The organism is Brevibacillus sp. YAE8, assembly GCF_057543335.1.
The window spans coordinates 42,663-53,969 of record NZ_BAAIYG010000032.1 but is presented as its reverse complement, the minus strand read 5'-3'; the positions used below and the strand labels follow the sequence as shown (position 1 = coordinate 53,969).

The following is an 11,307-nucleotide window of genomic DNA, read 5'->3' as shown; positions in this document are numbered from 1 at the left end:
CCTTTCCCAATCAAGGACAAAAAGCTTACGCGCCCTCATTTACCCGAAGCGTCCGGATCAATGCGTTCGCCAAAGGCTGCCATAGCCACACTTCCCTTGCCGGAAAAACCATGCTGCCAAAAAAGGCTCTCCCCATTACCGAGGTCGCAAACATGATCTGATAATAGGCGCCGTCCGCCATCGGAACGACGTATTCGCAGATCGCTACCCGCAGCCCCTCATGCTCCCACAAATCGTTTTTCACGATTTGCAAGCCTGGCGTCTTCTTTTTGATCTGTGCCGTCATCGCTTGCAAAAAACTTTCGGCTTCGTTCATCGACAGCGGGTGAGCCATATGGTTAAGTCCCAGCAAAATCGTGCCTTCTTCATCCTGGCAAGCCAACTGCTCGTGTGGCTGAGCTGCACTGCTCTGGCTCATCAGCCCCTTTGGAATGAGTTGAAGCGAGCAAGGGAGAATCAGACGTACACGCTCGTCGAAAAACATTCTCTCGGCAAATTCGAGCGTGCAGCCATCGTATTCCATGCTGCCAAGCTCCGCTGCCGCCAAGCACTCTTCCCAGGTCAACTGCGGTTTTTGCTGATTCATTTCCTCCAGTTGCTGCCTAATCTGAATCTCATTCCACACGTCCAAAATTTTTTCGTCCCAGTAAGTTGTCATATCTCCCTCCCTGGCTCGATCTCCACTTTTTGCAGGACGAATCCAGTCAAGCCTCTACGCAGAAAACTTTCCGCCGCATCCAGACTCACCACAATGTACGGCTCCAAAATGCCTTGTACGGAAAAGAAATGGTGCTTCTTTGCCTTTTCATAGTCCAGCACCATCCTCTTCAACGCTCCATTCTGGTGAAACTCGCTGCTTTTGGCCAGGACGTCTACAGCGGGAACCTGCATGAGCCAGTACACATTCCGGTCGTTTTGTTGTCGGTCAATCAAATCGACACGCTTCCAGCGAATGCCCAGATTGTATTTTGCGGTAATGGATTTCATCCGGTCAGACAGCATAACTATCGGCCTTTCCAGCCAATCCGGGTAAGCCAAGACTCCCTCTGCCTGAACTTCCAAAACAGTTATAGGCAAAAGCGCCTCCATTCCCCCTTCCAGGGAAAGTCCAGAAGGCTGCACCTTCCGCGAGATACGCCTGTCTTCCGTGAGCAAATAGTAATCCCGCACAGTGATCGCCTCCTTACTCCGCTGTCCAGCGAATTTCTTTGCGTTGCGCTTCGGTCAAATCAAAACGATCCTGATCTCGTTCCAAGAACATCGCCTGTCGCAAATTTGCTCCGTAGAAGCTTGCCTTGTACAAGCGGGCATGGCGGAAATCCGCTCCCTCCAAATTCGCCTCATCAAAGCGAATCCCGAGCAAGCCGGGCTGTCGGTACAGCCTGTCATCGCTTGCCTGTTCATCCGCATAGGAAAAATGAACCCCGCGCAAATCACTTCGGCGAAAATCAGCATCGCACAGCAACGAATGGCGAAAGTCCGCGTTTGCCAAGCTACTGCCGCCCCAGCGCGTACCGATCAGCACACAATGCCGGAACTCGCTATTCCCCAGATCACTTCTGCTAAAATCGGTGTACCGCAAGTCCATCTCGTTTGCTTTGAGTTGTCGCAGGCGCATGTTGGCAAATGTTTCGTGCGTGCAAAACGAGCCTTTCGTCTGCTCCAGCAGCCTTCGCGCTTCCTGTTCTTCTCGCGGGAGACGGTCTTCCACATACACAGGCTCGCTGATGTCCTTAAACTCCCCCACGCGGATTTGGAAGCGCTGCGCTTTGTTCAATTGCTGATACTCCGGCAGCTTTACCACTTCCGGGATAGACAGACGGACAAGGGCGGTCACGAACTGGGCAAAAAAATCCAGTTCTTTGAGAATCAGCCGCTCCACATCTGGCGTATCCAGCACACCGATATACTTTTTGCGCTGCTCGTCCAAAAGCTGCAAAAGCGAAGGAATCCCTTGAAAAGCCCACCCTGCGTCGTAGCTGCCAAAGCACTCCACAGCTTCCCAGTACCATTTGTCCGTGTATGCCTCGATCAAATAATAGTTGGATCCGTCCAGCACCGCTGTGCGCAACAAAGAATAGTGGAGAAATCCGATGGCTGACATGGCGCCATGCTCCTGCATGGTTTTGATCTTGATGGCAATCTGCCGTATCGACTGTACAAAATCTTCGACGAGCCTCTCCTTGTTTTCCAGAAAAAAGGACTCGAGCGCCGCAACTCGTTCTTCCAATGCCGGCAAGCAAACATGCTCGTACAGGTGGCGGAGTGCCTCCTCTTTTTTCATGGCTGCATAAGCCCCCTAGTTCATCTTGATTTCCGAGCCTTTCAGTTCAATTTTGTCTTCCAGCGTAATCGTGTTACCTTTTCCGATAAGCTCTATTTTTTGGGCGTCGATGTGTATCGTGTTTCCGGACATGCTGATCTCTTGTCCAGCGGTAATGTTCACGTTTTGGTTGCTCACAATGGAGATCCCGTGCTGATCGCTGATCGTAATCGACATCTCGCCAGCGGAAATGACGATTTTATCTGGCGCGAGCATGATCTCTTTTCCATATTTCGTGCGAAACGTCTTGATCGCCGGATCTTTCATTCGATCGTTTCCACCGCCCCCTGCGACGGCAGCCCCTCCACCTGAACTGCCTGACTTTTTGGCGGCCGACGGTTTGGCATCCGGAATTTCTTTCAAAACAGAGCTGATGGCAATGCCGTCCTCTTCCTTTTTGCTCGGGAAATAAATCCGGATTTGATCGTTAACCTCTGGCATGACATACCAGCCAGTCTGGTTTTCGGACGTATAAATCGTCGAATACGGAAACCAATACGCCGTGCTCTGATCCTGCTGGTCATCCATGTCCAGCTTTGCCCGCACGTTGTCATTTTGTATCTGGATGACACGCCCCTGGATAGAAGCGCCGATGATTGCGTGATTGTACAATTTCTTCCGGTACAAGCCTTTGCGTGGAAAAAGCTTGTAGGTGTGCGTCAAGAGGCCGTCCTCGATTTCCGACACAGCTTCACCGACCACGAGCCGCCTGTTCTTGAACTGCACTTCATTTCCTACCTCCAGAACTTGCTCGCTCTCCACTTCATACACGGTATAGTCCTGCTCGTTGATTCCGGGAATTTTGTTCTCGGCATCACTTTGGTACTCGCCGACGCGCTTATGTACGGTGTAGTGGGCTGCCGTCAGCTTGCCTTTGTCCTGGCCACTGGGAAGGCCGAAGAAAAATTTGGGCAGAGGAAAAATAGTAGTAGGAACTAACCCTGTATAAAAACGCGAGGCCATCCTTTTGAGAAATTGCCAGTCTGTTTCCTCGTACTGCATGATAAATGTGCCAAGTGTTTTGCCGTTAGTAACCGAGTCGATAAAATCCGCTTTTCCATACGTGGACAGCACAGTCTTCACCAGATTGGCATACGTCATCGCCGGATTTTGAAAGGAGCGCTTTTTCGTTTTCACATCCAGCAAATAGGTGTAAGAAACAGCTTCGACCGACAAATAATAAACACCGCGGCTCGCTTTGACATTGACTCGCAGCACAATTCCCTCAAACCATGCTTTTGGCTTCCCTGTCTCGTCCGTTAAAGCGATTTTGATCGGTGTTTGCGAACTGGTCTGATTCACATAGCTGTCCTTTAGCTCTTCCGGAATGATGCCCGTGAACCAGAGTCGCGCGTGCTCATTCATTTTTTTCACGACTTTCAACGTTTGCAAATGAGTCAGCTCATATGGCGTCACCTGGATGTTTTTATAGGTAAAAAGCTGGTTGCTCATCGAATCCCCTCCTGTCTGGCTATACGTCCAATCTGTCCTGGCCTGCTTAATCCACAATCACCCGCTGCCGCCCAGACGCCCTCCACTCCTGTCTCGGCTTCTCGCCGTTCTTCGCTTCCTCCAAAATCCGTCCCAGGCATTTGACCATCTGCAGGGGGGAGCCGGGGCGATGGTTGCTTCCCAAACGGCTGCTTATATAATGAAGAATCAGGTTGCGTTCGACTCGTTCCGCATTGATCCCTTGCATGGCGAAGGCGAGGTCGTAGGCGTTTGTCGTCCCGGTTTTCAGCAGTTCGTAGGAAAAGTAGCGCAGGATCGCCGGGGCAAGCGTCGGCTGCTCGTAGCCTGCGTGCTCTGCGTGGGCGAAAATCCACGTGTTGTATTCGGTTGTCAAATCGAGAAAATACGGGTAGTCCGCGCGCAGCTTGGCTCCTTCCTTGAGCTTGAAGCGGCCCAGCTCGCGCTCATCCTCGCCAATCGTCGTCTCCGGGTCGAGCACGTAGGACGTCTCGTAGGAAAAAAAGTCGGTCAACGTCGCCTGCTCGGCAAAGCGGATTTTCAGCACCGTCTCGTGGCCTGTCGCCGTGTAGGGCAGGCGTTCTTCGCGCTCGAACAAATACACGCGGCCGCGATGCTTGACGATGCCCTTGCCGACGATGAGATGCCGGTCGTCTACCGTGACGTCCATGCCGGAAATAATGCCGTCGCTGTACATCTGAAAATGCAAGTCGACAAAATGTCTGGGGTAATCCCGCAAATTTTCAAGCATCTCCCGCTTGAGAATCCGCCCCTTGTGAAATTGGGGATGGAGATGGGAAAACACCGCTGTTCCCCCCTTTTTCGTTCGATATAGCTGCCTCTTTATTTCATCCCGTCAAAAAAATCGAGCTCAGACAGGTCGCTTTCAAACGCACAGAACACTTTTTTGCCCAGCAGCAACTGCTCGTTTTGCCGCGCGACCGGAAGCACATGGAAGCCCCATTCGCTGCCGCCGGAAAAGACGAAAAACTTGACTTCCCCGTTTTGGATGGAGTCGGTTTCCTCCTGCGGAATATGGCTGCCGTACTTGGCCCGGATGTCTTCGTAGAGCACGGGCTTGTAATGGGTCCGGTCGTCTGTGTACAAATAGCGCTTGCGCAAAAGTCCGTCGCTTTCCTTGAGGAAAAACTCCACCTCGCTGACTCCGAACGGGCGCGAGATGGCTCCGTGCACCTGGCTCAGCTTTTCCTGGCTGCGGATCAGCACCCGCTCCTGCCTGTTGTGGGTAAAAGCCGTCACGGAATACGGAACGACAGGCGCGTGATTGGTAATGTGCGCTTCGATGAAGCCGGCCTTTTTCGCGCTCTGGTAGCGCAACGCTCCGCGCAGGCAGGACAGCTTCAAGTCCGGCACTTTGCCCGTCTCCTCTGACCTTTGGCGAAACTCGATGCTGCGTCCCGGCACGAACTCTTTCAATGCTTCGCGGAACACGTCAATCCGGCACGACTGCCCGGTCAGCTTGATGATCGAGAAGTCCGCCAGCCTTCCTTCCTGGTAAAAGTCGTCCAGAAAGACGCGCAAAATCTCGTAAATGTCCGCCTTAATCAAATGATTGATCTCTTTGCTGTTGAACACGACGTCGGGAAAGTCGTACACATCGCGGAAGCGGCCGTCCTCGCGAATGGACAGCACCCACCGCTCCACTGCGGTCAGTTTCAAATCCTGCTCCTGGCGCTGCTCGCCTTCTGTTGTGAAGCGGTTGCGCAAAATGCCTGTCTGGCGGAAAAACTCTTTTTTCATCTGCTCGGCGAGGTCCCACAAAAAATGAAAGTTGTTGCGGACGCGTTGGTAGTCGTCGCGGCTCTTGTTCTCGTAGGCTTTGTAGCAGGTGGGCAAAATCGCTTCTGCCTCCCGGTACTTCTCTTCAAACCGTTCATAGACAGAGTCGACGCCGAACTCGTCCACATGCCGGAAAATTTCCGAGCCGGGAATGTCGATGAGTTGGTCGATGTCGGTCGTGTGGCGGCCTTTGCTGTAGTAGTCCGCAAAGACGATTTTCATGAACTGCATGATCCGGTAGGTGATGTTGTTGCCGCCAAAGTTCGTATCGCCGTTTTCGTAGGTCGTGCTGATGTCGATGCGATACGAAATGTGTCCGTCCTCGATGCGAAAGCGGCACGACGACAAGTCTGTCGTTCCTCCGCCGCAGTCGATGACGAGCGCCTGGTACGTCTCGCCGTCGAGGAAGCTGTCTTTGTCGATCTGATCGGCAATCGTGTTGAACAGCACGGCCATTCCTTCATCGAGCGCGTCTTCTGTTTCGATGCGATACTCCGGCAAAATCTCGGTAAACATCTCGATAAACTGTGTTTTCAACTTGACCGGACTGGTGATGTGCAGGTGGCGAAAACGGCATTTGAATTGATGCTCCGCCATCTGGATGACGTGGAGCAAATAGTGGCGCAAAATGTCGCTGCGCTTGACCATCGCGGTATTGCCCTGGCCGTCCATGACCTCTTCCAGCTTGTGATAGCTGTTCACCCAGCGTTTGATGCCCATGAACACAGTCGCGTGCGAGCTGTATCCGTTCTTTTTCATTTGGCGCAGCGCTTCATAGCCGATGTGGAAGCGGACGTCATGCGGCGAGGAGCAGTCGGCCACGCTGACGACTGTCGGCAGCACCTCGATCCATTCCTCCGCCTTTTGCGTCGTGTCCGGAAACGAGACGTAGTTGATCGCATTCAGCTTGATCCGGCCGTTCAGCAAATCGTTGCGGGAAGGGGCGGTGACGTACTGGTGGTCCAAAAAAGCGCCGGCGGTCGTCGAAGAGGTGCCAAAATCAATCGCCAACACCGCGTCCGTCTCTTCCAGCTCCCGGATTTCCAGGTCGGCGACAGGCACTTTGTAATAGTGCAGATTGGTCGGCGGCATCGGCTTGTCTTCGCTGTACGCTTTGTACAAGTAGTCCGAGTCCTGCTTGCGGAAAAAAAGCAGACTGTAGCTCTGGTTCACCGTTTTTCGCAACGGGATGTCCTTGTGCGCAAGCAGCCAGTAGTGGCCTGGCTTGTCGCCGTCTTTTCGCAACTGCAAAATTCCGCACAGCTCCATGTAGTCATTGACCAACAGGACATTTGACTCGGCCAGACCTTGGGCCGACTCCACCCGATAACCGTCCTGTCTGTTGACAGCCAGCCCGGCATACAACGTCATCCTGGCCGGAATTTTGATGGAGTCCGCCCCAGGCAGCGGCGTGTGCAAATACGTGTGCAAAGCCGCTTCGATCCGCTCAAAGCCACCCGTCACATCGGACTCGATGAACAGGCTTTCTTCGGCGCTGCGGAATCGCAGGATCGTGCGCAGCAGCCCTTCCCGGTCGAGATTGTTCACAACGGAGCCAACCAGCTTTTCCTTGTAGCAAATGTTGCGCAACTGAAAAGTCGTCATCTCCATCAGCTCATCCCGCGTATAGGTCGTTTCGCTCTGCTGGACGTCGCGGCTGCCTTTTTGGAGATAAAGCTTGTACGACATTTTACTCATGACAACGTTCCTCCCACGTCCACATGGCTTTCTCTCAAACTCTCGTGCAGTCTAGTACAGGGCGATGCTATCAATCTGCATGGTTTCCTCGACATCGAGGATGCCGAAGTGGTTGCGCCAATAGATTTCCGTCTGGAAGCGGACGGGCAGGAAAATATCTTGAATCAGCGCGAGCTTGGCGCGTGCCGCCGCTGTCTCCGCCTGCCCGACGTAGAGCAGCAGCTCGTCTTTTTCCTCGCAGTTGGCGTAGATGGTCGAGTAGGGAAAAATTTTGCGCATCGTGTCCTTGAGCAGATACACCGCTTCTCCCGTCTCATACAGCCGCAGCAGGTTGCCTGCGATGATTTCCTGTTCCTCCTGAGTGAACAGCCGGATATGTTCCGCCGCCTGTCTGCCGAACAGCCCCGCCTCCAGATCGCGCAAAACAAAACGGATGTAATATTCTCGCTTGTTCATCCCTTGCGTCAGGTCGATATCGGCCAGCAGGTGCATGACGATGTCAAACAAAACCTGGCGCAGCTCGGGCTCGCCCGTGTAGTTGACGTCAAACAGCTCGCGAAAAATTTCGTCAAAGCGGTAAAACGGGTTCACCTCGACCGTCTTGTCCACCGTTTTCGCGTTGATGGCCTCCTGGCTCAGCTCCATGTAAGGCGAGTACACTTTCGCCGCTTTGAACTGCAACTCTCCTTTGGCGATTCCGGCACGCCTGGCCTTGATGACCAGATCCCAGATGTAGTTCACGCCCATTCTCCTTCGCACTTGTATTCCGGGAAGTACATTTGAATCTCGGAGACGAGAAAGCTCATCATGTCTTCCAAAATAAAGCTGTCTGCCCCGCGCTTGCGGAAGCCGAGATGCATGATTTTTTTGTCGTGCTCCACGCGGACGTTGTCGCTGATGAACGGGTTCATCTCGTACGTAGCGGGGGTGTGCCGGCCTTTTTCGCGAATCTCCACACGCACAAGCTCCAGTTGCTCCGCCGCTTCAAACGAATGGACGATGCGGATGATCTCGCCCTTGGCCCGCACCGGCATTCCTTGCTTGCGCGCGAAGCTGCCCACAAAGCTGCTTTTTCTGCGGTTGGACACCAGCTCATAGTGCAGGCGGGACGTGGGAGTCGCGACAGGCTGGGTGATTTTGCAGACGTGCCAGATACCCGACTTTTCCTGGGGAGAAACGATGGTCAGCTCTTCCGCCGAACGTTTGATGTAACGGATCAACGCTTCGTCCCCGTCCACCAAATAGCCGTGCTGGCTCCCCGTCTTGCGCAGCGACAGCACATGTTCGAAGTTCACCCGGTCGGTTGCGGGCACGGGAAAGCCGATGTTTTTCAAGGCGAGTCGCTCGATGTTCCAAAGCGGGATGACATCGAGCTTTTTGTACGGCTCCCAGTCTTCGAGGTGAACTGTCACCTCCACGATCTCCTCGCCTTCGCCAAGCGCCTCCTCGCACGAGACGAGAACGACGTCGAAAAACTTGTTCGCGTACGGATGATTCACGGTTTTCCACGGCATGCCGTTTTTTTGAAATAGGTTGTACAGCTTTTCCAGTTCGTTGACGTACAGCTTGTTTGGCTGCAACCGCACCTCGATCGGGCAGGAACGCTCTGCCGTCGCCAAGCGCCCTTTGAATGTGCGGTTGCTGTTTGCTAGCGCCTGAATCCGGCTGTACTCGCACTCCAGAAAAATCGTCATGAGCACCGCTGCTTCCTGGCGGGCGAGGCGCTCGAACAACTCTTTGCGATCGAACAGCTTTTTTTGCTCGTCGCCGGGAATCATCGGGTACAAATAGTCGTGGATCGGATCGAAATCGTCGCGATGGCAGAGCGTCACGTAAATATCGTGCTTGTCTTCCTTGTCCTCAAACTCGGAAAAGACGCGCTGCTCCAGCTTCTTTTGCATCTCCTCCTGGTATTCCACGAGATGCAAAAAGACGCTGTTCATCATCTGCTTCAGCATCCTGCGCTGTTCCAGATCCTCCATTTTGTTCAAACGGTCCAGTACGATTTCTTTCATCATGGCGCGGTGGCAGCCTCCTTTTGCGCCGGATTGGCTGTTGGTTCAGCGGACTTGCTTCCGGCTGGCTGGGCGGGGGGCGCTGCCGGAGCGGAGTTGGCGGCATGCCCCGGATTGGTCATGGGTGACGGAACGGCGAGGGCCGGATTTGTTGCCGGAGCTGAGCTAGTACCATGCCCCGGATTAGACACTGGCGGCTGAACTGCGGGGACCGGATTTGCTGCCGGAGCTGAACTTGTCCCCTGCCCGGGATTAGCCGCAGGCGGCTGAACAGCAGGTGCCGGATTTGCTGCCGGAACAGAGCTGGCGGCCGCATTGCCCGAGTGGACCGCTGGCGCTGGTGGCGAAACAGCCTGCGGAGCACTTTGGCTCGCCGGCGGTTCGGCGGCTGCGGCTGGAACTGCAGCAGGCGGGTTCAGCTTTTCTTCTGCTTTGGTCACCTTGCGCTCCATCGCCAGTACTTTTTCCAGCACGCCGATTTCCTGGTACACCTCCTGCGCCATCGTGTACGATTCGATCGCTCCGGCAAAATCGCCCGAGGCGTAGCTGTCGTCGCCTTTTTTCTCCAGCTTGTCGGCCGACAGCATTTTTTGCTCCTTGTCGATGCCCGTCCGTTTCGACTCGACCTCGTCCAGCTTGGCCCGAATTTCTTTTTCCCCCGAGAGGAACGACGACTCCAAGGCCAGCTTTCTCGCTTTTTGGTAAAAGGCCGCCGCTCCCTCGTAATCTTGCGCCTCAAGCAGCAGGTCGCCTTCCTTCTTCCATTGCAGGACGAGCAAATACGATTCCGCCTTTTCCTTTTTGGCCGCAATCTCCGGCTCGTTAAAATCGTCGCGGCCTTTCATTTCCTTCAGCGCCTTGTCGTACTTTTCCAGCGCCTTCGCGTACTGCTCGTCCTTCATCGCCGTATCCCCGTCCACGATGAGCTGGGTAATGCGCTGCTTTTTGTTCAGAAGCGCGGCGTGAACCTTGTCCTTGACGATGTTCGCGGCATTTCGCGCCTCGCTGTATTCCTTCAGCGCCTTTGGGTAGTCGCTTTCCTCGATGTACGCATCCCCGTTTTGCTCGTGCTCGAACATGCCTGTCGCCGCGTCTGCGATTCTCTCCGCTTCCTTCATCTTGAACAGGAGCGCGCCGCCCCCGGTCAAGGCGAGCAGCAGGACAATGATCGCTACCCGCTTGATGATCCGCCATTTTTTCTGCGGGTCAATCTTGAATATTTTGTTCGCGAAAATGGCAGCGGCCGTGTAGTTGTTCACCACCCGCTGCTGCTTGCCCAACAGCACGTCCTCCAGCGTATCGGTCAGCGCAGCCGGGTCTTTTGCCTCCTGCAGCGCGTCCTGCATCTCTGCCGAACCGACTCCCTCCCACAAGCCGGGTGTCGTCAACAGCAAGACATCGCCGTCGTACAGCGGCAGCTTTTTCGAGATGTACGGGCGAAACTCGCCCGGCGTGCCCATATAGCTCAGCAGATTGTGGCGCTCTTCGTGATGGTCGAGCACGTCTTCTGCGATTTCTTCGCTATCTGCCATCTGCTGGGACAAACTCTGGTCCTTGCTGCGCAGATGCAGCCGCCCGTTGCGAAACAAGTACAGCCGCGTATGGCCCGCCACCCCGTAAACCACGCGGGCGTAGTCGGTGACGACGAGCGTCAGGCTGGCTTTCAGCCGCACCCGATGGCTTTCCTCTTTCAGCACGCGATGCGCCTCGTGCAAATAGCGGCTGATGCGATAGCGGGAGAGAGACGGCTTTTGCATAAAGTGTCCCAGCACGCTTTTGACTGCCAGCTCGGCACTCTCCACCTCCTGATCGTTGTCCAGGCCGCGGGCGATTACCCAGCAGGCGATATCATCCAGCTCGGTGTAGGCAAAGTAATCCTTGTTGCGCACATGCGTGCCTGACTCGGACAGAAACCCGGTTACAAAATCACTGTTGTCCCTTCTCATCCTTAACTACCCGCTCCCCCTTCTCGTCCGGATGCCGGATGCCAGCCGCCTGTGC

9 protein-coding genes are annotated in these 11,307 nt (G+C 54.5%); all 9 read right to left on the bottom strand.

From position 1 onward, the window contains the following. Positions 1 to 25 precede the first annotated feature (25 nt). The 9 genes from AC27IT_RS24380 to AC27IT_RS24340 are packed head-to-tail and all read right to left on the bottom strand — an operon-like array spanning position 26 to position 11,252. Positions 26 to 658: a hypothetical protein gene (locus AC27IT_RS24380; RefSeq protein ID WP_283858119.1), complete on the bottom strand. Its 633-nt coding sequence runs from the start codon at positions 656 to 658 to the stop codon at positions 26 to 28. Beyond that, on the bottom strand, positions 655 to 1,170 hold the full coding sequence (locus AC27IT_RS24375) for a hypothetical protein (RefSeq protein ID WP_197186449.1): 516 nt from the start codon (positions 1,168 to 1,170) through the stop codon (positions 655 to 657). The genes AC27IT_RS24380 and AC27IT_RS24375 overlap by 4 nt, the downstream gene beginning before the upstream one ends. Before the next feature lie 13 nt (positions 1,171 to 1,183). Beyond that, the gene (locus AC27IT_RS24370) at positions 1,184 to 2,284 is read right to left on the bottom strand and encodes a pentapeptide repeat-containing protein (protein WP_283858120.1); all 1,101 of its coding nucleotides are present in this window, start codon (positions 2,282 to 2,284) and stop codon (positions 1,184 to 1,186) included. Positions 2,285 to 2,299: 15 nt separating this feature from the next. Continuing rightward, a complete protein-coding gene (locus tag AC27IT_RS24365) occupies positions 2,300 to 3,775 on the bottom strand; it encodes a contractile injection system protein, VgrG/Pvc8 family (protein ID WP_283858121.1) in 1,476 nt (491 codons plus the stop codon). A gap of 46 nt (positions 3,776 to 3,821) precedes the next feature. After that, on the bottom strand, positions 3,822 to 4,598 hold the full coding sequence (locus AC27IT_RS24360; RefSeq protein ID WP_025844505.1) for a hypothetical protein: 777 nt from the start codon (positions 4,596 to 4,598) through the stop codon (positions 3,822 to 3,824). A 38-nt stretch (positions 4,599 to 4,636) separates the two neighbouring features. Further along, positions 4,637 to 7,291, bottom strand: a complete 2,655-nt coding sequence (locus tag AC27IT_RS24355) for an acetate and sugar kinases/Hsc70/actin family protein (protein WP_025844506.1) — start codon at positions 7,289 to 7,291, stop codon at positions 4,637 to 4,639. A gap of 51 nt (positions 7,292 to 7,342) precedes the next feature. Next, positions 7,343 to 8,038, bottom strand: a complete 696-nt coding sequence (locus AC27IT_RS24350) for a hypothetical protein (protein WP_035986449.1) — start codon at positions 8,036 to 8,038, stop codon at positions 7,343 to 7,345. Continuing rightward, positions 8,029 to 9,306, bottom strand: a complete 1,278-nt coding sequence (locus AC27IT_RS24345; RefSeq protein ID WP_487092142.1) for a normocyte-binding protein — start codon at positions 9,304 to 9,306, stop codon at positions 8,029 to 8,031. Before AC27IT_RS24345 ends, AC27IT_RS24350 begins: the two co-directional genes overlap by 10 nt. After that, on the bottom strand, positions 9,306 to 11,252 hold the full coding sequence (locus AC27IT_RS24340; RefSeq protein ID WP_283858122.1) for a PP2C family protein-serine/threonine phosphatase: 1,947 nt from the start codon (positions 11,250 to 11,252) through the stop codon (positions 9,306 to 9,308). Before AC27IT_RS24340 ends, AC27IT_RS24345 begins: the two co-directional genes overlap by 1 nt. Positions 11,253 to 11,307: the final 55 nt, after the last annotated feature.

Coding starts and splice junctions, on each gene's coding strand:
- AC27IT_RS24380 (WP_283858119.1), bottom strand. CDS start 658: ATGACAACTTACTGGGACGAAAAAATTTTGGACGTGTGGAATGAGATT.
- AC27IT_RS24370 (WP_283858120.1), bottom strand. CDS start 2,284: ATGAAAAAAGAGGAGGCACTCCGCCACCTGTACGAGCATGTTTGCTTG.
- AC27IT_RS24365 (WP_283858121.1), bottom strand. CDS start 3,775: ATGAGCAACCAGCTTTTTACCTATAAAAACATCCAGGTGACGCCATAT.
- AC27IT_RS24340 (WP_283858122.1), bottom strand. CDS start 11,252: ATGAGAAGGGACAACAGTGATTTTGTAACCGGGTTTCTGTCCGAGTCA.
- AC27IT_RS24355 (WP_025844506.1), bottom strand. CDS start 7,291: ATGAGTAAAATGTCGTACAAGCTTTATCTCCAAAAAGGCAGCCGCGAC.
- AC27IT_RS24350 (WP_035986449.1), bottom strand. CDS start 8,038: ATGGGCGTGAACTACATCTGGGATCTGGTCATCAAGGCCAGGCGTGCC.
- AC27IT_RS24345 (WP_487092142.1), bottom strand. CDS start 9,306: ATGAAAGAAATCGTACTGGACCGTTTGAACAAAATGGAGGATCTGGAA.